This is a genomic window from Sphingobacterium nematocida (assembly GCF_900168125.1).
Taxonomy (GTDB): domain Bacteria; phylum Bacteroidota; class Bacteroidia; order Sphingobacteriales; family Sphingobacteriaceae; genus Sphingobacterium; species Sphingobacterium nematocida.
Genome location: NZ_FUZF01000012.1, coordinates 112,119 through 136,833, shown reverse-complemented (window position 1 = coordinate 136,833; position 24,715 = coordinate 112,119). Strand labels below are relative to the sequence as shown.

General features: G+C 38.6%; 22 protein-coding genes. 13 read left to right on the top strand and 9 right to left on the bottom strand.

The features are described from left to right. Positions 1-31 precede the first annotated feature (31 nt). Both mfd and B5X76_RS13740 read right to left on the bottom strand, forming a co-directional pair. Positions 32-3,367, bottom strand: a complete 3,336-nt coding sequence (gene mfd / locus B5X76_RS13745; protein ID WP_079643808.1) for a transcription-repair coupling factor — start codon at positions 3,365-3,367, stop codon at positions 32-34. Positions 3,368-3,399: 32 nt separating this feature from the next. Continuing rightward, positions 3,400-3,960 (bottom strand): hypothetical protein, encoded by a 561-nt coding sequence (locus B5X76_RS13740; protein WP_079643807.1) that lies wholly within the window; start codon positions 3,958-3,960, stop codon positions 3,400-3,402. 180 nt (positions 3,961-4,140) lie between these two features. Here B5X76_RS13740 and B5X76_RS13735 point away from each other — a divergent pair, with 180 nt between their 5' ends. From B5X76_RS13735 to B5X76_RS13725, 3 genes are all read left to right on the top strand, one after another. Then, positions 4,141-5,889: a tetratricopeptide repeat protein gene (locus B5X76_RS13735; RefSeq protein WP_079643806.1), complete on the top strand. Its 1,749-nt coding sequence runs from the start codon at positions 4,141-4,143 to the stop codon at positions 5,887-5,889. Positions 5,890-5,979: 90 nt separating this feature from the next. Beyond that, complete coding sequence (locus B5X76_RS13730) at positions 5,980-6,846, top strand: helix-turn-helix domain-containing protein (RefSeq protein WP_079643805.1); 867 nt, start codon at positions 5,980-5,982, stop codon at positions 6,844-6,846. Beyond that, positions 6,836-7,267 (top strand): DUF983 domain-containing protein, encoded by a 432-nt coding sequence (locus tag B5X76_RS13725; RefSeq protein ID WP_079643803.1) that lies wholly within the window; start codon positions 6,836-6,838, stop codon positions 7,265-7,267. Before B5X76_RS13730 ends, B5X76_RS13725 begins: the two co-directional genes overlap by 11 nt. 73 nt (positions 7,268-7,340) lie before the next feature. Here the strand turns inward: B5X76_RS13725 and galE are convergent, their stop codons facing one another. Both galE and B5X76_RS13715 read right to left on the bottom strand, forming a co-directional pair. Next, complete coding sequence (gene galE / locus B5X76_RS13720; protein WP_079643801.1) at positions 7,341-8,369, bottom strand: UDP-glucose 4-epimerase GalE; 1,029 nt, start codon at positions 8,367-8,369, stop codon at positions 7,341-7,343. 95 nt (positions 8,370-8,464) lie between these two features. Next, positions 8,465-9,427, bottom strand: a complete 963-nt coding sequence (locus tag B5X76_RS13715; RefSeq protein ID WP_245801041.1) for a UDP-glucuronic acid decarboxylase family protein — start codon at positions 9,425-9,427, stop codon at positions 8,465-8,467. A 71-nt stretch (positions 9,428-9,498) separates the two neighbouring features. On the opposite strand from B5X76_RS13715, the gene B5X76_RS13710 reads away from it, so the two are divergent. Continuing rightward, on the top strand, positions 9,499-10,743 hold the full coding sequence (locus tag B5X76_RS13710; protein ID WP_079643797.1) for a 3-deoxy-D-manno-octulosonic acid transferase: 1,245 nt from the start codon (positions 9,499-9,501) through the stop codon (positions 10,741-10,743). 63 nt (positions 10,744-10,806) lie between these two features. Here the strand turns inward: B5X76_RS13710 and B5X76_RS13705 are convergent, their stop codons facing one another. From B5X76_RS13705 to B5X76_RS13685, 5 genes are all read right to left on the bottom strand, one after another. Continuing rightward, positions 10,807-12,255, bottom strand: a complete 1,449-nt coding sequence (locus B5X76_RS13705; protein WP_079643795.1) for a glyceraldehyde-3-phosphate dehydrogenase — start codon at positions 12,253-12,255, stop codon at positions 10,807-10,809. A gap of 190 nt (positions 12,256-12,445) precedes the next feature. Then, positions 12,446-13,576, bottom strand: a complete 1,131-nt coding sequence (hemW, locus tag B5X76_RS13700; protein ID WP_079643793.1) for a radical SAM family heme chaperone HemW — start codon at positions 13,574-13,576, stop codon at positions 12,446-12,448. A gap of 6 nt (positions 13,577-13,582) precedes the next feature. After that, positions 13,583-15,454, bottom strand: a complete 1,872-nt coding sequence (locus tag B5X76_RS13695) for a M1 family metallopeptidase (protein ID WP_079643791.1) — start codon at positions 15,452-15,454, stop codon at positions 13,583-13,585. 273 nt (positions 15,455-15,727) lie between these two features. Then, positions 15,728-16,159, bottom strand: coding sequence for a hypothetical protein (locus B5X76_RS13690; RefSeq protein WP_079643790.1), 432 nt, complete (start codon positions 16,157-16,159; stop codon positions 15,728-15,730). A 72-nt stretch (positions 16,160-16,231) separates the two neighbouring features. Beyond that, positions 16,232-17,080, bottom strand: a complete 849-nt coding sequence (locus B5X76_RS13685) for a M23 family metallopeptidase (protein ID WP_079643788.1) — start codon at positions 17,078-17,080, stop codon at positions 16,232-16,234. 132 nt (positions 17,081-17,212) lie between these two features. Here B5X76_RS13685 and mutY point away from each other — a divergent pair, with 132 nt between their 5' ends. From mutY to B5X76_RS13640, 9 genes are all read left to right on the top strand, one after another. Next, positions 17,213-18,262: an A/G-specific adenine glycosylase gene (gene mutY, locus B5X76_RS13680; protein WP_079643786.1), complete on the top strand. Its 1,050-nt coding sequence runs from the start codon at positions 17,213-17,215 to the stop codon at positions 18,260-18,262. Between the two features lie 35 nt (positions 18,263-18,297). After that, positions 18,298-18,747: a single-stranded DNA-binding protein gene (locus B5X76_RS13675; protein ID WP_079643784.1), complete on the top strand. Its 450-nt coding sequence runs from the start codon at positions 18,298-18,300 to the stop codon at positions 18,745-18,747. Positions 18,748-18,808: 61 nt separating this feature from the next. After that, a complete protein-coding gene (gene pheS / locus B5X76_RS13670) occupies positions 18,809-19,846 on the top strand; it encodes a phenylalanine--tRNA ligase subunit alpha (RefSeq protein ID WP_079643782.1) in 1,038 nt (345 codons plus the stop codon). Continuing rightward, a complete protein-coding gene (locus tag B5X76_RS13665) occupies positions 19,846-20,250 on the top strand; it encodes a hypothetical protein (protein WP_079643780.1) in 405 nt (134 codons plus the stop codon). The genes pheS and B5X76_RS13665 overlap by 1 nt, the downstream gene beginning before the upstream one ends. Before the next feature lie 3 nt (positions 20,251-20,253). Further along, complete coding sequence (locus tag B5X76_RS13660) at positions 20,254-20,829, top strand: TetR/AcrR family transcriptional regulator (protein WP_079643778.1); 576 nt, start codon at positions 20,254-20,256, stop codon at positions 20,827-20,829. Between the two features lie 96 nt (positions 20,830-20,925). Next, complete coding sequence (gene rlmD / locus B5X76_RS13655; RefSeq protein ID WP_079643776.1) at positions 20,926-22,332, top strand: 23S rRNA (uracil(1939)-C(5))-methyltransferase RlmD; 1,407 nt, start codon at positions 20,926-20,928, stop codon at positions 22,330-22,332. Between the two features lie 6 nt (positions 22,333-22,338). Next, positions 22,339-22,740 carry a hypothetical protein gene (locus B5X76_RS13650; protein WP_079643774.1) on the top strand — a complete coding sequence of 134 codons (402 nt, stop codon included), beginning with the start codon at positions 22,339-22,341 and terminating at the stop codon, positions 22,738-22,740. A 60-nt stretch (positions 22,741-22,800) separates the two neighbouring features. Continuing rightward, entirely contained in the window at positions 22,801-23,559 is a 759-nt protein-coding gene (locus tag B5X76_RS13645; protein WP_079643772.1) for a hypothetical protein, read from the top strand. A 109-nt stretch (positions 23,560-23,668) separates the two neighbouring features. Next, complete coding sequence (locus B5X76_RS13640; RefSeq protein WP_317042862.1) at positions 23,669-24,352, top strand: YiaD family glycine zipper/OmpA-like lipoprotein; 684 nt, start codon at positions 23,669-23,671, stop codon at positions 24,350-24,352. The last annotated feature ends 363 nt before the right edge of the window (positions 24,353-24,715 follow it).

Below are 24,715 nucleotides of genomic sequence, written 5' to 3'. Positions count from 1 at the left end.
GGCTTTTTGATTTGTCAAAAAGCCCCTTTTTTTATAGCATTTCTTTTAGTAAGTTGAGTGCATATTCGATTGTGTTGACGTTGCTCAAAGCCAATCGAAGTTGTCCCTTAACCTCTTTCAGGTTGCTGATGCTGGGATGGTGTTGTACAAATTCTAATACTTTTCCAAATTGAGCAGATTCAAAGTATGTAGACTTCGGGTTATTAACGAAATATCCTTTGAGTGTTTGCTTTTTGAACGATATTTTTTCGAACCCTATTTCCTTGCCCAACCATTGAAGTCGAAGTGTATTAAATAGCTCAAATACCTGACTAGGGATAGGACCAAAACGATCTTCAAGTTCTTTTTCGAACGCAGTCAGCTGTTGCTCATTCTCTAATCGCGCTATTTCATTGTATAGATTATATCGTTCACTAATATTCGTTACATACTCATCTGGAATCAATACCTCAAGATCTGTGTCGATCTGGGTGAAGGTTACGTATTTCCGGTTTTGCTCGTCGGCAAATAGGTCGCTAAATTCATCATCTTTCAATTCTTGTACCGCTTCATCTAAGATCTTGTTGTACATTTCAAATCCTATTTCGGCAATAAAGCCGGATTGTTCTGCCCCTAAGAGATTTCCTGACCCCCGGATATCGAGATCACGCATTGCTACATTAAAGCCAGAACCTAATTCGGAAAATTCTTCGATGGCTGAGAGACGCTTGTATGCTTCTGGGGTTAGGGTAGACAGTGGCGGACTAAGTAGATAACAAAATGCTTTCTTGTTGGATCGACCTACACGGCCACGCATCTGGTGAAGATCGCTCAACCCGAACATATGTGCGTGGTTGATGATAATGGTATTGGCATTGGGGATGTCTAAGCCGGCTTCGATAATCGTTGTAGCGACTAGTACATCAAAATCATGATTGATGAATTTCAACATGACGTCTTCTAGGTCGTCTCCTTCCAGTTGTCCGTGAGCTACTCCAACACGTGCTCCTGGAACAAGCTTTTGAATCATCGCGCCGAGCTGCTTTAGATCAGCAACTCTGTTATGTATAAAGAAGACTTGACCGCCCCGATCCAGTTCAAATGAGACAGACTCCTGTATTAACGTTTCATTGAAAACATGAAGCTCTGTTTGTACAGGTTGGCGATTTGGGGGTGGGGTGGATATAATGCTTAGATCCCTTGCTCCCATAAGAGAGAAGTGTAGGGTGCGAGGTATTGGGGTTGCTGTTAATGTTAACGAGTCTACATTTGCACGCATTACCTTTAGCTTTTCTTTCACTGATACCCCGAACTTTTGTTCTTCGTCAATGATCATCAAGCCTAAATCCTTAAACTTGACATCTTTACTGACGAGTCGATGTGTGCCTATGATGATGTCTATTTTTCCCTCTTCAAGTTTCTTTAATGTTTCCTTGATTTGTTTCGTCGTCTTGAATCGATTGATATAATCAATGTTTGCTGGTAAGCCTTTGAGGCGTTCAGAGAATGTACGGAAATGTTGTAAGGCAAGAATGGTCGTCGGTACAAGGACGGCAACCTGTTTGCTATCGGCAACAGCTTTGAATGCAGCTCTGATAGCTACTTCAGTCTTGCCGAAACCTACATCTCCACAGACTAATCGATCCATAGGATGTGGAGATTCCATATCCCGCTTGACATCAGCAGTAGATTTTTCCTGGTCAGGTGTGTCTTCGTAAATAAAGGAAGCTTCCAGTTCTTTTTGAAGATAGGTGTCTGGACTGAAGGCATTCCCCGTTTGCGCTTTGCGTATAGCATATAGTTTGATGAGGTCGCGTGCGATGTCCTTAACCTTTTTCTTTGTTGTTTTCTTTAATTTGTCCCAAGCATCGGTACCCAGCTTATTCATCTTCGGGACAGTACCTTCTTTGCCTGAGTATTTAGAAATGCGATTGAGCGAATTTATATTGACATATAACAGGTCATTGTCCGCATAGATCAAACGAATCATTTCCTGAGTTTTTCCGCTAACATCGATTTTTTCGAGACCGGCATATTTGCCAACACCATGATCGATATGTGTGATATAGTCTCCTGGTTTTAGATCTCTTAATTCCTTTAGCGTAATTGCCTGGGAACGTTCGTAGCCTTTTTTTCTTTTGTATTTATAATATCGATCAAATATCTGATGATCGGTATAACATGCTAGCTGGATGAGATCATCGCGAAATCCCTCTCTTAGCGCCTGGTAGATGGGGGTAAAGGAAACCGTTTTGTCTAAATCTTCTAAAATCGCGTAGATACGTTCTATTTGTTTCGTGGAATCCGAAAAGATGAGATTACTTATCTTTTTACTTTCATTTTCTTTAAAGTTGTGGATCAGCAGATTGAAGTCTTTATTAAAAGAAGGTTGCGGATGGGTGTCAAACTGAATACTATGGTCGGGCTTAAAGAAAAACTGCTTTCCAAATTCCACATTTGGGAACTCAAATAATAAAGATCCAAAATTTTTGTCATCGGTGAAAGTGAATCTTGGATCTACCCATTCAGGATTGTTTTTGATGTCTATATCAGAAAGTGCTTTCCAAAATTGAGAGGCTTTCTTGTAGCCATTCGATATGATGTCGAGTGTAAATTGTACATCTTTTATCCATATTACGGCGCTTTTATCAATGTATTCTAACAAAGAAATATGATTGTTTGCCAAAAACTTGGCTTGTACATTAGGAACGATAGTTACCGTATGAATTTTGCTGACAGATAGTTGAGTTTCGATATCAAAAGTCCGAATGCTTTCGATTTCGTCTCCAAAAAACTCAATACGGTAGGGAAGATCATTTGAAAAAGAGAATATGTCAACAATACCGCCCCGAATTGCAAATTGTCCCGGTTCATATACAAAATCTACCCGTTCAAAATCATATTCGTACAGAAACTCATTGATGAAATCTATACCTAGCTTTGTATTTTGTGTAATTGGAAGTGTGTTTTTTTCTAGATCGGATCTGTTTATTACTTTTTCTGCTATCGCTTCGGGATAGGTCACTACAATTCTAGGAAGTCCAGTATTGCGATTTAGAGAACTCAGTGTTTCCGCTCGTTGTAAAACATGCGCACTGTCCAATTGGGTGAATTCAAAAGCTTTTCTGTAAGATGCAGGAAAAAATAGGATTTGCTTATCGAATAAACTTTCCAAATCACTTAAGAAATAAGAAGCCTCTTCATGTGTTGGTAATATGAAGATATAAGGGCGCTCTTCTAATCCATAGGCGGCCGCAGCAATCATCGCATCTGATGATCCGACCAATCCCTTAAGTTGTACTTTTGGATTTTTTTGTTGGATAGATGAAATGAGTGAATTCACCTGCTCCGTCTTTGCATATTGTGATAAAATTTCTTGAATACCCACTTGAATGACAATTTTGGTAAAAATAGTAATTTTTAAAAGGTTTCGTTTTCTCTTCTTTCGAGTGATAGCTTTATTTGCTCCACAGTATTGACCGCTTCCTGAAGATCAAACTGAAGATCCTCATGTAATCCCGAAACATTATTTAGTGTAACTTTGATACGTGTAATGATATATTTCTGTAGCTTTTCGGCAGCCTGTAGATGACTTTTTTCATAAAGTTTAGGATACAGACGGTAAGGCTCAGTTAAAATATATAATCTCGATTCTACCGCGCTAAACTTATCTTTAGTTACTTTCTCATGCTCATTGATTGTGCCACTTGCCTGCCTCAGGATAGTGTTGAGCGTTTTGTAATTAGAGAATATCCCCTCGTTTGACAGTTTGCTATTGGTGTCGAGGAAGAGTTTTTCAAGTTTTCTTTTCAAGACCTCAATTCTGTTTTCGAGATCATATTCATTCTCCAATAGTTGATAATGCAATTGTTTCAAGAGCATTTTGTCTTTTCCGATGAGTCGTACGAGTAGTTTATCTTTTTCTTTTTGTGAAAGATTGAGTACAGCTGATTTCAGTTCTGGATCTTTATGTAGAGACATTCTGTAAAATTAAGTATTGTAATTGAATTTAAGTTGTTGAAAGTTTACTGTAGGTCTGCAATAGAAGGTACAAGTTCATTTTTTTTTAATATGCTATTCGCGAATTTGGTGCATTTTATCTATGTTTGAGTAATTAACACATCGAGATACTTAATAATAAGATGCTGAAAACGAAGATCGATGCAACGTAAGTCATATTTTTCTAATCTGTTTCTTTTTTTTATTACTGCTGTAATGCTTCTTTCTTGTGATGGTCGACATCAGACAAAAGAATCCGTTGATTACAGCGAGTCAATTGTCCGATCATTGCTATCTAAGACTGAAGACTTGACCATGGATGTCGTGGAGACGGGAGATTTTGTGAAAACTTTAACTAACCCTTTTAGTAGAGACTCTTCTGCATTCGTTGCATATTATAGTATTTTAGGGAATATCTCTGCAAAGCAATTGGATCTTTTAAATCCACGTAGTGAATCCTACTATCAGAAGGCTATAAAGCTGGCTGAAAGTGAAGATCTTCCTGTGATGAAAATATGGAGTTTGGTCAATTACGGGTATTACTTTTATACTTTTAGGCAACCCGACGAAGCTCTGCCCTTATTTATGGAGGCTGCTTTTTTAATAGAGAAATTAGGCGAAGACAAAGTAATCCTACCAGAAGATACTTTCCGGAAGTTAGGTTTCTTTTTTGGTACACTAGGGAATCATGAAGATGCGATCTCTTATCTTAAGAAAGGTGATCAATATGCTACTATACTCACACAGCGACAACGGGCGATGCTGTTGGATAATTTAGGGCTATATCATTTGTATAGCCAAGATACTACAGCAGCACTTAATTATTTTTTGCAGGCAGAATCTCTAGCTAGTAGTGCAAAAGATCAGGTCAGGTACGGAAAAGTGTTGGGAAATATAGCACTGGTTCATATGGGGAGAGGGATGTATCCAGAAGCGTTGGCGTTAATAAATAGGGATCTTTTTTATTCGATAGCAAATAAAAGTGATCAGAATACGATGTACGCACGTATCTTAAAGGCGAAGATCCTTCTGAAGATGGATAGTATATCTAGTGCCAGTGTTATGCTCGACAGAGCCGAGGAATACGCAGATGCTAAGATTTATCTAAAAAAAGACATTTTAGAAATTGAACGATTGAAGTTGGAAATAGCTCTTATTAAGGGGGATGAACGCGGAGAACTATTGATTCGAAGAAAGCTGGAAGTGCTGGAAGAGGTTGTAGCTGGATTGGACGGAGAGCTTAATCTTTTGCAGAATAAATGGCAAGTTGATAAGGAAAAGAATCAAAAGGCACTCGTTGAGGCGGAGTCTAACTATCAATCCGAGCGATTTAAGTTTTTTATGTTTGCGACAGCTGTCCTATTTGTTGGTTTAGGTTTGTTTGTTTTTTTATCTCATATTAGACGTCAATCAAGGGCTCGGGTTTTGACCTATGAGAAAAAGGTTGTCGAATTGCAATTGAAAAAGATAACTTCAGATAAAAACTTATTGGTAGCGAATGAAACTCTGGCTTCTTATAAAGAATACTTAACGGAGAAAAATCGACAGATTGATGATTTGCAGCAGGCGATTAGAGGTATTACTGACTCGGGTTCACATTATTTAGAAAAGGAAAAAAGATTGTTGCAAGAGCTTTTAGATTCCCATCTCTTGACAGAGGAAAGTTGGGCTAGCTTTAGAAGGTCATTTGACGCAAATTATCCTAACTTTTATTTAAATTTGAGGCACGAGTTCCCGGAACTTACAGAGTCAAATATGCGATATCTGGTCTTATCAAAGTTAGGGCTGTCTATTACGGAAATATCTAATCTACTGGGAATATCTACCGAGTCTGTCAAAAAAAGTAGACAACGGTTAAAGAAAAAGATTGGAGATCGATTCAAAGAGTTCGAACAGGCTTTATATAGTTAACTTCCGATATAGGGGACTTTATCTGTAAAAAACACCATTGAATAGATTAAATACACCATTTATAATGGTATTATTGATGTATTTTTGTGTATGATTAAGCGGGTTCCTATAATCGAACAATGTACAGTATCAAGTGGCGTCAATGTTGATGTTACAGTCGAGCGTTTGGCCGATTACCTTGTACGAAACAAGAACCTTATTTTTCCCCATCGACATAACTTTTATCATTTTTTGTTATTTACCGAAGGAATCGGAAAGCATACAATTGACTTCGAGGTGTTCGATATCGAATCATGGCAAATTTACTTTATGTCGCCAGGGCAGATTCATTCGTGGGGATTCGAAGGTAATATGCAAGGGTATGTAGTAAATTTCGACAAGGATTTTTTCAAGACGGTATTAATCAACCCGGATTATCTGTCGATTTTTTCTTTTTTTTCGGGACTTGTTAAAGACGAAGTTTTTGTAATTGAAGAAAATAAACGCGAGATCGTGGATACAATATTAGAAAAGATGCTGGGATATCAGTCGGATAAAGGGTTTGTTTCCGCCTCCCTACTTTATCTATTCCACCTGTTAGAAGCAGGCAAAGAGCGTAACGCTACTTTGGAAGCTAATAGGTATAATCATACGTTACTGCGAAACTTTTTACAGTTGATAGAATTAAACTATAAAGAGTTAAGATTGCCAAAGGATTATGCTGCGTTGTTGTATATCACTCCTAATCATTTAAACGCCCTATGTAAAGAGTTGTTGGGATTGTCGGCCGGGGAGGTCATAAGGAATCGAATTATTCTTGAGGCTAAGCGGCTTTTGGTAATAAGGGATTTTTCCATTGCAGAGATAGCGTATGACTTGAATTTTAATGACAACTCTTATTTTACTAAGTTTTTTAAAAAGATAGAGGGAGTTACACCAGAAGAGTTTAGAAAGAAAAATTTTAATTATGGAAAATAATAAAGAGATTATGAGAGAATATAGCCTTCCCAGTGAATTTAAAAGTGCAGTTGCGGGAAAATGCCCAAGGTGTCGAAAAGGAGATATGTTTAATGCGCCTTTATTGAGTTTTAAATCACGTAAGATGCGTAGCCACTGTCCGCATTGTGGATTAAAATTTGAGAAAGAGCCTGGTTATTTTTATGTAGCGATGTATGTTAGTTATGTTTTTGTGGTGGCAGAATTAGTTACTGCTTGTGTAGCTACTTATATTTTTACAAGAAACTTAGAGTCTCCTTGGCTTTACCTCGTTATAGCGATTCTGACGGCTATTGTTATGGCGCCATTCAATTATCGTTACTCTAGAGTTGTACTGATGTATTGGTTGACCCCTCAATTTAAGTTTAGAGAAGAGTTTTTTTTACGGGAAAAGTCGGAGTAGCTACCCAACAGTTAAAGCAGATAGGGGAAGTATATCGCGCAAAGATTATTTACGCAATATACTTCCCTTTGATTTAAATGATAGGGTTGTCTTTGAGGTACTTTTCCCACTCCCAGGCGGAAGACATCATTTCGTCAATACCTAGTTCGGCTGTCCAGTTTAGCTCTTTGGTCGATTTGGTAACATCACCCCAAACTTTAATAATATCGCCTTCTCTACGTGGACCGAATTCATAGTTCAGTTGTTGTCCTGAAGCTTTTTCGAACGCTGATATGGCTTCTAATACCGAGTATCCATTTCCTGTTCCTACGTTGAATACATCGTATTTGCCATTTGGGTTACCTTTCTCCAATAAGCTGATCGCTGCGACATGGGCTTTAGCTAAGTCCACTACATGGATATAGTCTCGTATGCATGAACCATCTGCTGTATCGTAATCATTGCCAAATACGGTCAGTTTTTCTCGTTTCCCTATTGCCGTTTGTGTGATAAAAGGTAAAAGATTTTGAGGTACACCGTTAGGGAGCTCACCAATTAAGGCCGAGTTATGTGCCCCTACGGGATTAAAGTATCTTAACGCAATAATATTATAATTATCATAAGCGGTAGCTGTTTCCGCTAGTATCTCTTCTGCGATCTGTTTCGTGTTTCCGTAAGGGGAAGTAGCTTTTTTAACCGGTGCACTTTCTGTTACAGGCAAGCTGTCCGGTTCTCCATATACTGTGCAGCTGGACGAGAATACGAAGTTGATCGGTTTCTCTTTATATGAATTTAAGATGTTGATCAATGAAAAGAAATTGTTGTAGTAGTACTTTAATGGATCTGCAACCGATTCGCCTACGGCTTTTGATGCCGCAAAATGTATTACACCACGGATGTCGGGTTGACTTTTGATAAAATCGCGCGTTGCTTTCTCGTCGCATAGATCTAGTTGATGGAATTCGGGTTTTATACCAATGATACGTTCGATCTGATCCAAAATTTTAATATTGGAATTGGAAAGATTATCTACTATTATGGGGGTGTATCCGGCATTGAAAAGTTCAACAACGGTGTGCGACCCTATGTATCCTGTACCGCCTGTTACTAATATTTTGTTCATATGTAAATAAATTTTCTTTTAATGGTCATACGGAATATTATTCGTGTTATTTTTTGTTTTCAGTGGTACTCATGTTGCTTCTAAACATGCACATTTTATGCATTTTGATTTGCGTTCTCTTCTGAAAGAATATTTTTAAAGTATGCAATTGATTTAATTAAGCCCTCTTTTAGGCTGACTTCTGGTGCCCAACTCAGTATTTTTTTTGCTAATGTAATATCTGGCCGTCTTCTCTTAGGATCATCCTCCGGAAGAGGTTCAAATATGATGGTAGACGTGCTTTCTGTTAAGGTAATGATTTCTTTGGCGAGCTCTATTACGGTGCGTTCTTCTGGGGTGCCAATGTTTACGGGGTAGTGATAGTCAGAAAGCAAGAGTTTGTAGATACCTTCTACCTGATCCGAAATATAACAAAATGAACGTGTCTGCTCCCCATTGCCAAAAACGGTAATGTTTTCGCCCCGAAGAGCCTGATTGATGAAAGTTGGCAACGCTCGTCCATCGTTAAGCCTCATGCGGGGGCCATAAGTATTGAAAATACGGACGATTCTGGTGTCTAAACCGTGAAAATTGTGATACGCCATGGTCATCGCTTCTTGGAATCGCTTGGCTTCATCATATACACCGCGCGGTCCGACAGGATTTACATTGCCCCAATAATCTTCCGGTTGGGGAGATACCAATGGGTCTCCATACACTTCGGATGTGGATGCTACAAGTATTTTTGCCTTTTTGTCTTTGGCGAGCCCCAAGAGATTGTGTGTGCCCAGTGACCCTACTTTTAGTGTCTGTATCGGTATACGGAGATAGTCTATTGGGCTTGCTGGCGAAGCGAAATGAAGAATATAATCTAACTGGCCTGGGACATGGACAAATTTAGAGACATCATGGTGGAAAAACTCGAAGTTTTCTAGTCCGAAAAGGTGTTCTATATTTTGAAGACTGCCTGTAATCAGATTATCCATCCCGATGACTTGAAAATCTTCCTGTATAAAACGATCACATAGGTGGGATCCTAAAAAACCAGCGGCTCCTGTAATTAATATTCTTTTTCGCACGTTCACTTGCACGTTGTTTCGAATTAGAAAAGGTTTAATATCTTTGACGAATATAAGTATTATTTCACAATATGCGACTGTTATACGATTTGGGAATTCAGTTTTACGGTATGATGTTGCGCCTTGTAGCGCTATTTCATCCCAAGGCCAAGCTATGGGTTGAAGGACGCAAAGGTGGTTTGGATGCTATAGAACAAACGATTGAAAATGGTCATAAACATATTTGGTTTCACTTTGCTTCTTTGGGTGAATTTGAGCAAGGGCGAGCTGTTCTGGAGCAGATAAAAAAAAGATATCCACAGGAAAAAATTGTAATAACTTTTTTTTCTCCGTCAGGATTTGAGATACGTAAAAATACAAATTTGGCGAATTATGTTTTTTATCTACCAGAAGACACACGAAAAAATGCGCGACGTTTCGTTTCGATCATTAAACCTAAGTTTGCGGTATTTACAAAGTATGAATATTGGTACCATTATTTTACGGAGTTAAGGCGTCAAAATGTGAGGTTGTTGATGATATCAGCTATATTCCGCGAACAGCAGTTATTTTTCAAACCCTACGGTGGTTTTTATAGAACAATACTTAAAAAAGTCTCTTTTTTCTTCACGCAGAATATGGATTCTGTGCATATGTTAAAGTGGATCGGAGTTACAAATTCGGGTTTGGCTGGAGATACACGTTTTGATAGGGTCGTTGAATTGCCTAGACTGCACCAATCCGTAAAACATATTGACGATTTTATTGGTAGTACTAAGGTTATTGTGGCCGGAAGCACTTGGCCGAAAGATGAAGTTCTTTTACAACGTTTGATGCAAAGTCTAAACGGCTGGAAATTAATATTGGCACCACATGAAATAAATAAGTCACATATCGATGAAATCTGTAAGTTGTTTCCTGGTAATATCCGCTATTCTGAGTTTGAAGCACATACTGCACAACAGGTAAATGAGTCTCGGGTTTTGGTGATTGATAACATTGGTATGCTATCTTCTCTATACTATTATGCAGATATTGCTTATGTAGGAGGAGGATTTGGGGTGGGCATCCACAATACGTTAGAAGCTGTTGCCTATGGTAAACCTGTTATTTTTGGTCCTAACTATGAAAAATTTCAAGAGGCTGTCGATTTAGTGACGTTAATGGTGGGGTTTTCTGTTTCAAGTTATGAGGAATTGTATCAGGTGTGTAGCATTTTGCAAGATGAGGAAAGAAGAAAGAGTATCGGTGCGGCCGGAGCGGAGTATGTCAAGCAGCGAGCGGGGGCGACTCAGATTATTATGAAATATTTAGAGACGGAAGGGCTTTTAGGATAAAAAAATAAGAGGCTGTCCCGAAAGACAGCCTCGATTTATTAAAAAATTGAAAATTGGACAATACTAATAGTAGGTATATCTTCTTACACCTGCTATGTGGCGAGCTAAGCGCATTACTTGATGTGTATAGCCATACTCATTATCATACCAAATATAAAGGTTGGCATGTTTGCCGTCTGCCGACACGATTGTTGCAGGAGCATCTACGACAGAAGCCGCTGATGTGCCTATAATATCGGACGATACGAGCTCTTCATTATCAGAATATTTTATTTGTTCAACTAAACTTCCGTATAGTGCACTTTCTTTTAAAATCGAGTTGAGCTCTTCTACTGTTGTTTTTTTGCCGATTTCGAGGTTTAATATGGCGAGGGAACCGTTCGGAACTGGTACGCGTATCGCGTTGGATGTGAGTTTGCCTGATAGTTCAGGTAACACTTTAGCAACTGCAGATCCTGCCCCAGTTTCTGTTATCACCATGTTTAGAGCAGCTGCACGACCTCTACGGTTTTTTCGGTGCATATTGTCTACCAAATTCTGATCATTGGTGTAAGAGTGGATTGTCTCTATATGGCCATGTTTGATGCCGAATTTATTCTGTATGATTTCTAAAATTGGAGAGATGGCATTGGTAGTACATGACGCGGCAGAGAAGATTGCAGAATTCTCGATGTCAATCATGTCGTTATTTACGCCGTATACGATATTAGGTACTCCTTTTCCTGGGGCCGTTAACAATACCTGAGATGCTCCGACAGAAGAGAGGTGTCTAGCGAGTTCATTATTGTCTCTAAACGCCCCTGTATTGTCGATTATTAGTGCGTTGTCGATGCCGTACTTGGTATAATCAATTTCTTCGGGTGTTTTTGCCGAAATTATATATACGGTAGCTCCGTTGATGATTAATGCTCCTTTGGTTTCATCTACTTCTACAACACCTTCGAAATCTCCATGTATAGAGTCATTTTGTAATAAAGTAGCTCTTTTCTTCAGGGTCTGGATATCTACATTGTCTCTGGTTACAATGGCACGTAGTCTTAATTGATGTCCCGCACCAGCCTTGCTGATTAACTCGCGGGCTAATAAACGGCCAATTCTGCCAAAGCCATAAAGAACAACATCTCTTGGTTCAAACGTTTTGTGTTCTTGGGCAGAAAGCAATTCTTTTTTTATAAAGTAAAGGATGTTTTCCTCTTCGATGTTTTGATTACGAACTTCTAAAGCTAATTTCCCAATGTCTAGACGTGAAGGGGCTAACTTTAGATGTTGCATCGATTCTGCAATCTGTAGTGTCTCAAAAATACTTATTGGACTGTCCGAAAGTGCTTTTGATTCTTGGTGTAATGTCAAAATGCGGCTTACCCGACGGTCAAAAAGCTGATTGCGAAAAAATACCAATTCAATGGAATGGTTGTACCATAGATTGCTGACAATCTCTATAAGTTTAACAGCAGCGTTTTGTTTACTTTTATAACTTTTGATCTCCGATTCAAAAGTCGATTTTTGTACCATAATTTTGTTATAATTATTATGCCGCAAAAATAGGAGATAAATAGTGTAAATACAGAATGTTTTTAAAAAATTGATAAAAATTCAAATGTTATATAGTGTTGTTTTTTTGAATTTTCAATATTTAAGCTGTTTTGTTGTTGATTGTTTAAAGAAATTCGACTTGCTGTTAATGGTGGTATTTGTTTTTATTCTATTTGTCAATCAGAAAGAGTTCAGATGCAATAAGATCTGCGAAAAGCTTTCCTTTGTTGCTTAGCTTATAGCAGCCATCTTGGTCCAATTGTATTTTCTCCTGTTCTAGAAAAGGTTGTATTTCACGCAGGAGATGGGACTGATAGTCGGTGCCGAATAGTTGTTGTATCTTATGTGGATCTATGCCCCACATAGTTCTCAAGGAAGTCATGGTATATTCGTTATATCGATCATTAAGTGTGAGTGTCTCAATCTCTTGATTGACGTTGCCTTCTTGGATAGCAGCTATATATTTCGCGTTATTTGCTATATTCCAACTCCTAGAGTCGCTATTGTAGGAGTGGGCAGAAGGGCCAATACCTAGATAATGTTTGCCCTTCCAGTAGTTTGTGTTGTGTTTGGCATAATGATCTTTTTTTGCAAAATTAGAAATTTCGTAATGTTCATAGCCGTTACCTGTAAGCGTGTCGATCAACATATTCATTTGTTCTTCAGCTTGTTCTTCTAGAATAGCAGGAGTCTTACCCGTTTTGATCTGATGCGCCAATGCTGTTTTATTTTCGACAGTCATTGCGTAGGAGGAGATGTGTGGAACACTTAGGCTTAATAGTTTGTCCATGTTTGCTTGCCACTTTTCATTGGATAACAAAGGGTAACCATAGATTAGATCGCAGGTGATATTTTCAAAACCTACATCTTGCACTCTCTTGATGCATGCATCGGCCTCTTGTGCATTGTGTGCTCTATTCATCCAGATGAGATCCTCTTCGAAGAAAGACTGTATCCCTATGCTGAATCTATTTATAGAAGTAGTTTTTAATGCTTTTGTTTTCTGAGCGGTAAGGTCATCTGGATTAGCCTCTAGCGTAATTTCAGCCTCTGGATCTATGTCGTAGTGTTGTGCTACCTGATCTATTAATCGCTGTATATCAGACTCATTTAGAATGGATGGCGTGCCACCTCCGAAATAGATAGAGGTTATTTTTTTGTTATCTAGATAATTTAAACGTAAAGCTAGCTCTTTACCCAAAGCGAACAGCATTTCCTCTTTGTACTTTAGAGAAGTAGAAAAATGAAAGTCACAATAATGACAAGCTTGTTTGCAGAAGGGAATATGGAAATAGATCATTCTTGCCTAGTTTTGGTTATGGTCGCAGTAATTATCACCAGCTTCAATATCAGCTAGGCGCTGTGTGGGATCAATCCAAATTTTGGACGGGACTTTGTCTACAGGAAATGTGTAGGTAGGCACTGTCCAGTTCCAATCTGGTAAGATGGTTCTTTTTACATTCGAGTAAATGCTGTAGTCTTCAGTGGGCTTTTCGCCACGCATCTCTCGCAACGGGATGTAGAATAATTCTTTGGATCCATCCTTATATTCGACTAATACATCTATCGGCATGGCCAGATTTGATTTGTTTTTTAAGCTAACTGTGTTGTCTGTGACTTCTAAGATGGCATAGTCAATCTGACGTGTGGTGTTTACAAAAAGATTAAAATACCATTTCAAATTAATCCCTGAAATTTCTTCCGCGACACGCTTGAAGTCATTCGGTGTAGGATGTTTGAATTTCCATACTTCATAAAATTTCAAGAATGTCTTTTCTAAGTTAGATTTTCCGATAATATAGCCTAGTTGTTCCGCGAGCACAGCACCTTTGTTGTAAGCTTGATTGGAGTAGGCGTAGTTGGAGTTATAATAGTCTGCTAATAAGCTCATGGGTTCTTCTTTTCCAGATAGTGCAAGTTTGTAGTATGCACGGTAGGCATCGATCATGGGGTTGGTTTCTAAGGCTCCTTTTTTATAGAATAATTGTTGCATACCAAGTTCTTCCACATAACTCGTGAATCCTTCGTCAAACCATTCGTCTACTGTCTCGTTGATGCCAAATAAATGTTGGTACCAAGAATGAGCAGCTTCGTGAAAGATCACCCCTACTAAACTTTTTATATTTCTTCCTCCAGTGACCAACGTTGCTGTGCCGTACTCCATTCCTCCATCTCCACCCTGCACTATGGTGTATGTGGGCCATGGGTAAGGGCCAAATTTTTTTCCGCTCAAGTCAAAAAAGTCTGCAGCCAATTGAAGGGCTTGATTCCAGTTGCTTTTAATGGAATCATTCGTGGGAATATAGACTGTGTACAGTTTGACTCCGGCTTGGCTTCTTACGGAATCAACAACAAATTTGGGATCGGCCGCCCATACAAAATCATGTATGTTCTCGGCTTTGTAGTGCCAGATAGCTTTATTGTTTTGGATCTTTACTTTTGCTTTTTTCTGATAACCTTTTACCTCGCTTGGATTTTGCAATACACCGGAAGCGCCAACGATGTAGTTTTTGTTCAATTGAATGGATACATCAAAGTTGCCAAAAGGAGCAACGAATTCGCGTGCTACATACTCGTCCAAGTGCCAACCGAATTCGTCAAAGTGTGCCATCTTTGGGTACCATTGTGCCATTGATAACGCTACTCCCTCTTTTGAGTTACGACCACTACGTCTAATCTGCTCAGGCACCTGTGCTGTCCATGTCAAATCAAATGTTGCGGTAGTACCATCAGCAATAGCGGATGGAAGCGTTACTTCTAATATTGTTCCGTCTGTTTTGAATTGGGTATTAACACCATTAAAGGTCAATGTTTTTATCTTTTGGTAGCCAATTTGTTCTGGTTTCAATTTTGAGATACGGCTTTCCCATTTTGGATTTTCTTTGGTGCCAAGGTTTGTCGCCATCCTGCTGTCCGGATCGGAGATATTGGATAGCCTATAGTCCATCATACTTTCAGGTTGGAAGGCATTGAAATATAGGTGAAGATATACTTTTGAAAGACTTTGTCCCGAGTTGTTCGTGTATTTCAACCTCATTTGCCCATCGTACTGATAATTTTTTTCATCAACATCAACGTCTATTTTATAATCAACTTTTTGTTGCCAATAGCCTTTGCGTTGAGCGAAAGAGGAATTGATGCACACTAAACATGTTAATATTAAAAGGTATAATTTCATATGTGTAAAGTTTGATTTTCAATGGTCATATGGAATATCCATCTTTTATTCATTGGTTTTGTGTTTTCCAAACAAGGATATTTCATATGTGTATAACTATTTCATGATCTGCTAACTGGCTGATCGGTTTGTTTTTTATCTGTCATTAACTTGTCCTCACGGGTGTCTGTACTCCGCTAAACGTGAGTGTTTCATAGGTCAAACATACAAAAACAGACGTTAATTTAGACAGACCTGTGTCCTGAAATTTAAGTAAGGATAAGGGAAGTGCCACTAGAACTTGAAATATTCAATCTGACTCTGTAGCATTGCTTCGTGAAGGAGGAGATTGTCGTCGTCGTCTTGAAATAATTTGTTGCGCCAATATCTAATAGGGCTCTTCTTTCGTAAGTAGATAACGTATAGGTTGCCTCCGGATCGAGTCAGACTTCGGATGTGGTCTATGTCGACGATTGGATATGTTAGGGTTTTATTTGTGAAGCTAACCGTTAACGTTTCCTCGGTTAGCGTCCATGTTGATGGATGTTGGCTTATTTTTACCGATACATATAAGATAATAGGAATGGTGAAGAGTACAATGATGATCTTATGTATTTCTGGAAGCGGAATATAGGAACTTGCTCCTCCGAAAATGAATAAGAGAGCAAAAAAGCACAGCATATATTTACCTCTATGCAATGTGTTTATACGAAATGTTTGATTCATCAAACAAAGATAAAAACTTTCACGGGGCTGCCAGATCCTTTTTGATAACCCTGTGAAATAAATTGACAAGAACTAGAGTTTAAAGTATTTTTCCGGATTTATTTTCTTGTCGTTTTTTAGTATTTCATAATGCAGATGTGGGCCTGTGCTTCGTCCTGTACTGCCTAAAAGCCCTATGGTTTTACCAGCATCTATAGATTGTCCTTGTTTTACTTTTGTCTTGGATAGGTGTGCATAACGTGTTTCATATCCATTTTGATGTTTTACTTTAACGACGTAGCCATAATCTCCGTCATATCCGGCGAAAGTGACTTTACCAGTTGCAGTGGCTTTGACCGGATCCCCGGTGCTACCTTTTAGGTCTACACCGGAATGCATCTCTCGACCTCTGTTTGTAAATGGGTTTGATCTATAGCCAAATTTGGATGTTACTTTGCCGTTGTGCGGAATACCAATAGGTATATTCGATAACTTTTTGTCCAGGTCTTTTAGTGCTTCTTCGTAATACTCACTCAAAAGATCTATGTTTTCTTCGTCAATCTCGATAGGCCCCCCTGCGTTTTGTAATGCGATGGTTTTTAGACCTCGATTTTTCATTTTTTCATTGATACGCTCCAGTGTAGAGTCTATTTTATTGAATGATTTTTTAGCTTCGATTATATCTCTGTCGGTTTCATTCTTTTTTAGCGCCAATTGTAGGTTCTTTTGATTTACTTGATCAAGAGTAGCTTCATATTTGGAGTTCAAGTCTTTTTCCTGTTTGTTCGATAAGTATAAAATAGATCCTAAAGAAGCAATGATAAGAACTAATGCAGATAGGGCTATGTTTTTCCAGTGTTTTACGATGAGTGTGGGGACTTGTAGGCTTTTGTCTTTATGTCCCTCTATGCAAATCAATACAGATGATTTTTTCTTTAACATGTTTTCAACTTTTATTGTGTCTTACATACGGTGCCTGCAAAAGTACAGATTATGTGCTTAAGTATCAATTTGTTGTTGTTGATTTTCAATATGTTATTGTTAAAGTTTGTTAAAAATGTTCATTTTTGCGCTATGTCATTCGCAAATAAACTGATTGTATGGTACCGGGCTGAAGGTCGGGATTTACCCTGGAGGAAGACAGAGGATCCTTATGTTATTTGGTTGTCGGAGATTATTCTCCAACAGACCAGAGTGGAACAAGGACTTCCGTATTTTAATACTTTTGTTGAGAATTTTCCCTCTGTTTTAGACTTTGCAAAGGCAAACGAGGATGAGCTATTGCGGCTTTGGCAAGGCTTAGGATATTATTCGCGTGCTCGAAATATGCACAAAGCCGCCAAAATTGTCGCAGATGATTTAGATGGTGAGTTTCCTCGAAAATATGAAGAACTGTTGCGCTTGCCAGGTATAGGTGAATATACTGCTGCTGCTATCTCTTCTTTTTCTGCCGGTGAACGCAAGGCTGTATTGGATGGAAATGTATTTCGGGTATTGTCCCGGATCTTTGGTATAGCAACTCCCATTAATACCACAGAGGGGAAAAAACTATTTCAACAACTTGCTCAAGATTTGATTAGTGAAACTGATCCGGGAATCTATAATCATGCGATAATGGATTTTGGTGCTACGGTGTGCAAGCCAAAAGCACCCTTATGTCAGGAATGTGTTTTACAGGGCGAGTGTGCGGCTTTTGAAGAAGATCTTATAACGGTGTTGCCTGTAAAGATTAAGGGAAAAAAATCTAGAAATCGATATTTTAATTATTTCTTGATTGAAGAGGATGGGGCTATCCTAATGGCAAAACGTGGAATTGAAGATGTATGGGCCAATTTGTATGAGTTTCCACTTATTGAATCAAAGGATGAGCTAGACTTGGGGGAGTTAGTCAATGGGGAAGAGTATCGTAAATATTTCGGAAATGCAGTTGTTGAGCCGATTGGTGGGGTCACAAAACATGTTTTGAGCCATCAAAATATCTATGCTCGTTTTTATAGAGTTATCAGTTCAAATGGGCTTTTGGAAAAAAAAGATTCCTGGGATTACTTTTTGTTAGAAAATTTGGATAAATTAGCTAAGCATAAACTTATTTTTTCTTTTATTAATAAGTATTTACAAGACTGAATCAATTATAAGACTAAATCAAATTCCTAAATTATATGTCTAGTGTTAATAAAGTTATTTTAGTAGGTCATCTGGGTAAAGACCCTGAATTACGGTATTTAGAAGGTAATGTTAGTGTGGCTAGTTTTCCGCTTGCCACTTCGGAAACCTTTAATAAAGATGGTAAAAAAGTAGAGCAAACCGAGTGGCATAATGTGGTTATGTGGCGAGGATTAGCTGATGTGGCGGCAAAATACCTTACTAAAGGTCGTTTAGTATACATCGAAGGAAAGCTTCGAACCAGGTCGTACGAGGATAAGGAAGGGGTACGTCGGTATACGACAGAAATTGTGGCTGAAAGTTTTAATATCTTAGGTCGACGTTCCGATTTCGAGGCGACTACTAATTCACAATCTACCGCTGGTAGTGCGACAACAGTGCAGCCGCAGGAACAACAGGTTGATTTTACTGAAAATAATGAAGAAGAAGACGGCTTACCATTTTAATCTATGAAATAATAGATAAAGGGGTTCTTGAAATTTTATTTTTTGCTGTATCTTTGGCTTTATGTTGCAAGATAAAATAAAGCAGTACACAGAAGAGATTGAACACTTTGTTCCAAGTTCGGCAGCGGATGTTGAAGCATTTAGGTTAAAGTTTTTAGTTTCTAAGGGTATAGTAAAGAGTTTATTTGAAGAATTCAAGACGGTTTCTGCTGAAGAGAAACGTGGGTTGGGAAAGGTTTTGAATGAATTCAAACAGTTGGCAGAAGGTAAGTTTGAGGAATCACAAAGTCAATTTCAACAGTCAGCTAATACATTAAAAAGAGTAGAAGGTGATTTGACCCTGCCAGGCGAAGGTTTGGAGTTGGGGTCGAGACATCCACTTTCTTTGGTGCGCAAGGAAATTGTTGAGATTTTCAAAAAATTGGGTTTTGTTGTTTCTGAGGGACCAGAGATCGAAGATGATTGGCATAATTTCTCAGCTTTGAATTTTCCGCCAGAGCATCCTGCCCGTGATATGCAAGATACTTTTTTCATTAAGAAACAAGAAGGGAATGATATTGCTCTGCGTACACATACTTCATCTGTTCAGGTTCGTATGATGGAGGCTGGCAAGCCCCCTTTTCGTGCTATTATGCCTGGTCGAGTTTATAGAAATGAGGCTATTTCCGCTCGAGCCCACTGCTTTTTTCATCAAGTAGAGGGTTTGTATGTTGATGAAAATGTTTCGTTTGCAGATTTGAAACAGACGCTTTTTCATTTTGTTCAGGAACTTTACGGCAATGGAACAAAAGTCCGATTCCGACCTTCTTACTTCCCGTTTACAGAGCCATCTGCGGAAATGGATATTTCTTGTACCATATGTAAAGGAGCTGGGTGCAACTTGTGTAAAGGCTCCGGTTGGGTCGAAATTCTTGGCTGCGGGATGGTAGATCCAAACGTGTTGGAAAACTGCGGCATTGATAGTAAAAAATATAGTGGTTTCGCTTTTGGGATGGGAATAGAGCGTGTCACTAATTTGAAATATGAAATTAAGGACTTGCGCCTTTTCTCTGAGAACGATAGTCGTTTCCTAGCGCAATTTGAAACAGAGATTATATAATGAAGCGAGTTGGAGTCTATATTGCATTCATTCTGTCTTTGGTCCTGATTTGGGGGTGTGGAGGCAATGGATGCAATGTAGTGCCCAATGTTTCGTTTAATATAACTGTTACTCAGGGTTCTCATCCTAATTTATTCCGGGCCGGTGGTTGGGCTTATGCCAATGGTGGAGTCTGTGGACTGATTCTTTACAATAGTGGGGGGGATGTGATTGCATACGATAGATGTAGTACGGTTGATATAGGACAAAGAAATCAGGTCGAGGTAGAAGGATTCGAGGTTGTTGATAGGGTTTCTGGGGCGAAATGGTTGCTTATAGATGGCTCTCCTTCTCATATTGCAGAGTGTCACCTTAAGCCGTATCGAGTCAGTAAAAATGGCGTATTTTATTCTGTCGCGAATTAGCCTATGAATCAAGAAGAGCAGGTGTCTACTATAAAGCGAGCTGCACGTGAGCTTTTTCGCAAGTATGGTTACAACAAGACAAGTGTCAATGAGTTGGCGAAGCAGTCGAAAATTTCAAAAGTAACTTTCTATAAGTATTTTCCTTCTAAAGAGTCGATTCTTCACGAAGTTTTGATGGATTATATCCGTGAGAATGTCGAGGATATTTTAAATTCGGGGGTACGTGAGAAAGATCTTCCTACGTTTTTGGCAAATACGATATTGAGGGTGAGCCGTGTTACATATACGGTATGTAATGAGTTTGTGGGTTGGGAGTTTATTCGCGAATCAACAAATGCTCAAGAGTATCTCAAGATCTTATCGGATGATTTGGAATTTCTTTTGTTGAGTTCGTTTATTAAAAATGAAACTATAGGAACTACAATTGCCGAAGAAAAGTTGACTTTTTTGATAAAGACCAGTAAAAATATTGTTTTTTCTTTTGCTTTTACGGCTGTGACAGATGCCGATGTTAAGAAGAATTTCATCTCCTTCCAAAAGGAGATTCTTCCGTATTTGGTACAGGCGACTCTCGCCTAATTGTTTGTACTAAAGGATTCAAGTGTATTTATTAGTTGTTATCCTATACTGTGGGATAGTGGTAATTTGCCGCTAAAAATGTATTTTTGCAGATATATGGGAAGAAGAATACCGCAAGAAAAAAGAAATTTGAGTAATGTCGAGATTTTCGATATTGCAGAGGAGGGAAAAGGTGTGGCTAGGCACGATGATTTGGTGCTGTTTATAGAGAAGGCTATACCTGGGGATGTGGTGAATGTTGAATTACAACGTAAGAAAAAGAGTTTTGCTGAGGGGCGCGTTACGGAGATCGTAACTTCGTCACCATATCGTATAGAGCCATTTTGTCCTCACTTTGGAGTTTGCGGCGGTTGTAAATGGCAACATATGGAGTATGATGCTCAGCTGAAATTTAAACAACAATCGGTGGGCAATGCGTTGTCTCGTATAGGTAAAGTGGATACTGCTTCTATGGAACCTATTTTGGGGTCTGCACAAACAATGTATTATCGCAATAAGCTGGAGTTTACTTTTTCAAACAAGCGTTGGTTGACTAATAAGGATGAGGAGGTAGACAAGAATGATATGGATGCCTTAGGGTTTCATGTACCTGGGCGTTTTGATAAGATTCTGGACATAGACCACTGTTTTTTGCAAGAAGATCCCTCAAATCAATTGCGTAACGCTGTTCGAAATTATGCTGTTGAGAAGCAAATCTCGTTTTATGACCTTCGTATGCACGAAGGGGCATTGCGTAATCTTATTATTAGGACTTCTTCTACTGGAGAAGTTATGGTTATTGTTGTTTTTGCTTATCCAGAGGAAGGACAAGTTGAGTTATTGATGAGCTATATCGCTTCTCAATTCCCTGAAATAGTATCGTTGCTTTATATTATCAATCAGAAAAAGAATGATACTATTTTTGATCAGGATATTCATGTATTCCGAGGACGGGATTTTATTTATGAAGAGATGGAAGGTTTGAAGTTTAAGGTTGGACCTAAGTCTTTCTATCAAACGAATTCTCGTCAGGCTTATGAATTGTATAAAATTACACGAGAGTTTGCAGATCTTAAGGGTACAGAATTAGTTTATGATTTGTATACTGGTGCTGGTACAATTGCTAATTTTGTGGCAAAAAATGCAAGAGAAGTCGTTGGTGTTGAGTATGTGCCGACAGCCATTGAAGACGCCAAGGTCAATTCGGCAATTAATGATATCCATAATACGAAGTTTTTTGCTGGAGACATGAAGGATGTATTGACAGCGGACTTTATTGCTGCTCACGGTAAACCTGATGTAGTTATTACTGATCCTCCTCGCGCGGGAATGCACGCTGATGTTGTAGATCGTATTTTAGAGATGGAGGCGCCAAAGGTTGTCTATGTGAGTTGTAATGCTGCTACGCAGGCTCGTGATCTGGAGATGCTTAGCGTAAAATATGATGTGATACGGATCAAACCTGTTGATATGTTTCCACAGACACAACATGTGGAAAATGTTGTTTTATTAATGTTAAAATAGTATTGTATGGATTTAAAAGATCTTTTTAAAGGCCAGCCTGAGGACGAGAATACTCCAAACACATCTCAGCCAAGTCCATTGCAAAGCTTAAAAGTCGATTTGGATTTTTATAGCGATTCTATAAAAGAGATATCGAACGAAATGATCGCTGAAGGGTATACGCTGTATCCAATATTTGTAGCTCATCAACATGAGGTTAATATAGGAGAGGTGATTTTGGATCGTGCTGAACTTGATACGAAATGGACAATAAATGCGAGTTCGTTGGAAGAGTTTGTTGATAAAAGTGTGATTCAAGAGGACAGAAGGGCTTATTTTGAGAAAAACTTTAAGAAGGCAAGTGACTTTATGTGTCTATTTGTGGTGGTGCCTGAGGGAGCAAATTTTGTTTTCTATCCATTTAAATAGTTTTTTTAGTTTAATACTTTTTAACATTCTCTAGTCAGATATTTGTTTACATTAGTACTGATGATTAAGTTTTTTATCAAAATAGCAATACTATTCTCTGTTTTGTTCCTTTTTGTTCAAAGGGGATTTGCGCAGCTCACAGACCTGCCTAAGGTATCTGGTTTGGTTTTGGAAAAGAGTACAGGTCTTCGTTTGGCAGATGTTAATGTGATAAATCTGAAGACGAGTAAAAAGGTCACTTCAAATAACTTTGGGGTTTTTTATATTGAAGCAATGGTTGGGGATAGTCTTTCTATTTCAAAAGTCGGATACGGGTCTTTGAAGCTTGTATTGTATACGCTGGATGATATTGTATTGGAAATGCAGCCTGGAATGCAGATAGAAACGGTGATTGTAGCTAGAAAAACGAGACAGCAGGAGATGGAGGATATTCTGAAGGATTATGAAAAAAAGGGTATCTATAATGGAGGTAAAAATAAGGTCGGAACGTATTTAAATAGTCCGGCCACGGCATTGTATAACCTTTTTGGAAGGGAGGCTAAGAATATGAAACGATTTGAGAAGTATATGGATCGTGAAGTAAACGAAATTGCTGTGGATCGTATTTTTACGAAAAGTGTCGTTAGCGAACATACTGGTTTAGAGGGAGAGGCGCTTCAGAATTTCATGGAGATTTATCGACCTTCTTATGATCTTTCCAAAAACTGGGGGCAATATGACTTATTAAATTATATTGCCAAATCCTTTAAATCGTGGGATGAACAGGGAAGACCTGCTCCTGTCAAACTACCAAAACTGGAGATTCCTCCACAAAATTAAATAAAGGACAGCTTAATGAGGCCTAGTTCATGATTAAAAATGACTTTTGGCATTTGCTTTGTTTGGTAGTCAAAGGATATATAGAAACATTATTTGTAAAGTTATGAAAATGAATAGGAAATTAGCAGTTTATGGTCTTTCGTTGGCTACATCTGCGATGTTGTTAGGGAGTTGTTCGACAATTCAAAATGCTAATAATACAACCAAAGGTGGTGCTATTGGTACAGCAGCGGGTGCTGGCTTAGGGGCGTTGATCGGTGGTAAAGCAGGTAATACAGCTATCGGAGCAATTGCAGGAGCGGTGATCGGCGGTGCTGCTGGGGCGTTGATCGGTAATAAGATGGATAAACAAGCGAAAGAGATCGAGAATACAGTAGCTGGTGCGCAAGTCGAGCAGGTTGGAGAAGCTATCTTAGTGAAATTTGATTCTGGAATTTTATTCGATTTCAATAAATCAACATTAAAAGGCGATGCAAAAACAAATATTGCTAAGCTTGTAGAGACTTTGAATAAAGAACCTAATACGGAAATTTTGGTTATTGGTCATACGGATAACGTAGGTACTTTGGCTGCAAATGATAAAGTTTCTAACGATCGCGCTAGATCTGTAAAAGAATATGCGGTTTCACAAGGGTTGTCTGCTGGACGTATCTCAACTGAAGGAAAGAACTACTCTGAACCAATTGCCTCTAATGATACAGAGGCTGGACGTGCTCAAAATCGTCGCGTAGAAATTGTAATCACAGCGGGTAAAAAAATGCAGGAAGAAGCAAAAAGACAAGCAGGACAATAGTATAATCGTTGTATAAAGATATCATAAAGGGCTCTCCATATTGGAGAGCTTTTTTTTGAAGTGTACATTATCAGAGGCTTTAAGAACTTTTTTCATGGAGATGTTTTTGCGATTGGTATCCAAGAGTATACTCGATACAATCGAGTGTGGTTAATCTCTGTTGGTGAATCAATCGAATCATGAAAGTTTTGTATGTACAATCTTTTTAGAGGATACTATCAGGATACAAGAACGTACTTCCTTATATATTTAAAGGTTAATTATTCGCTCATAAACGCATAATGACTGAACAATCGCGAGATAAGTATTGAGGTGTTAATGGATCAAGACGGAATGATGTATAAACCTGAGTGAGATTCTTTT

What these genes read in the sequence shown, in the direction of transcription:
- B5X76_RS13710 (WP_079643797.1), top strand. Translation starts at nt 9,499, where the DNA reads ATGCGACTGTTATACGATTTGGGAATTCAGTTTTACGGTATGATGTTG.
- B5X76_RS13730 (WP_079643805.1), top strand. Translation starts at nt 5,980, where the DNA reads ATGATTAAGCGGGTTCCTATAATCGAACAATGTACAGTATCAAGTGGC.
- B5X76_RS13675 (WP_079643784.1), top strand. Translation starts at nt 18,298, where the DNA reads ATGTCTAGTGTTAATAAAGTTATTTTAGTAGGTCATCTGGGTAAAGAC.
- mutY (WP_079643786.1), top strand. Translation starts at nt 17,213, where the DNA reads ATGTCATTCGCAAATAAACTGATTGTATGGTACCGGGCTGAAGGTCGG.
- pheS (WP_079643782.1), top strand. Translation starts at nt 18,809, where the DNA reads ATGTTGCAAGATAAAATAAAGCAGTACACAGAAGAGATTGAACACTTT.
- hemW (WP_079643793.1), bottom strand. Translation starts at nt 13,576, where the DNA reads ATGATCTATTTCCATATTCCCTTCTGCAAACAAGCTTGTCATTATTGT.
- B5X76_RS13695 (WP_079643791.1), bottom strand. Translation starts at nt 15,454, where the DNA reads ATGAAATTATACCTTTTAATATTAACATGTTTAGTGTGCATCAATTCC.
- B5X76_RS13740 (WP_079643807.1), bottom strand. Translation starts at nt 3,960, where the DNA reads ATGTCTCTACATAAAGATCCAGAACTGAAATCAGCTGTACTCAATCTT.
- galE (WP_079643801.1), bottom strand. Translation starts at nt 8,369, where the DNA reads ATGAACAAAATATTAGTAACAGGCGGTACAGGATACATAGGGTCGCAC.
- rlmD (WP_079643776.1), top strand. Translation starts at nt 20,926, where the DNA reads ATGGGAAGAAGAATACCGCAAGAAAAAAGAAATTTGAGTAATGTCGAG.
- B5X76_RS13660 (WP_079643778.1), top strand. Translation starts at nt 20,254, where the DNA reads ATGAATCAAGAAGAGCAGGTGTCTACTATAAAGCGAGCTGCACGTGAG.
- B5X76_RS13735 (WP_079643806.1), top strand. Translation starts at nt 4,141, where the DNA reads ATGCAACGTAAGTCATATTTTTCTAATCTGTTTCTTTTTTTTATTACT.
- B5X76_RS13640 (WP_317042862.1), top strand. Translation starts at nt 23,669, where the DNA reads ATGAATAGGAAATTAGCAGTTTATGGTCTTTCGTTGGCTACATCTGCG.
- B5X76_RS13685 (WP_079643788.1), bottom strand. Translation starts at nt 17,080, where the DNA reads ATGTTAAAGAAAAAATCATCTGTATTGATTTGCATAGAGGGACATAAA.
- B5X76_RS13665 (WP_079643780.1), top strand. Translation starts at nt 19,846, where the DNA reads ATGAAGCGAGTTGGAGTCTATATTGCATTCATTCTGTCTTTGGTCCTG.
- B5X76_RS13650 (WP_079643774.1), top strand. Translation starts at nt 22,339, where the DNA reads ATGGATTTAAAAGATCTTTTTAAAGGCCAGCCTGAGGACGAGAATACT.
- B5X76_RS13705 (WP_079643795.1), bottom strand. Translation starts at nt 12,255, where the DNA reads ATGGTACAAAAATCGACTTTTGAATCGGAGATCAAAAGTTATAAAAGT.
- B5X76_RS13725 (WP_079643803.1), top strand. Translation starts at nt 6,836, where the DNA reads ATGGAAAATAATAAAGAGATTATGAGAGAATATAGCCTTCCCAGTGAA.
- B5X76_RS13690 (WP_079643790.1), bottom strand. Translation starts at nt 16,159, where the DNA reads ATGAATCAAACATTTCGTATAAACACATTGCATAGAGGTAAATATATG.
- B5X76_RS13645 (WP_079643772.1), top strand. Translation starts at nt 22,801, where the DNA reads ATGATTAAGTTTTTTATCAAAATAGCAATACTATTCTCTGTTTTGTTC.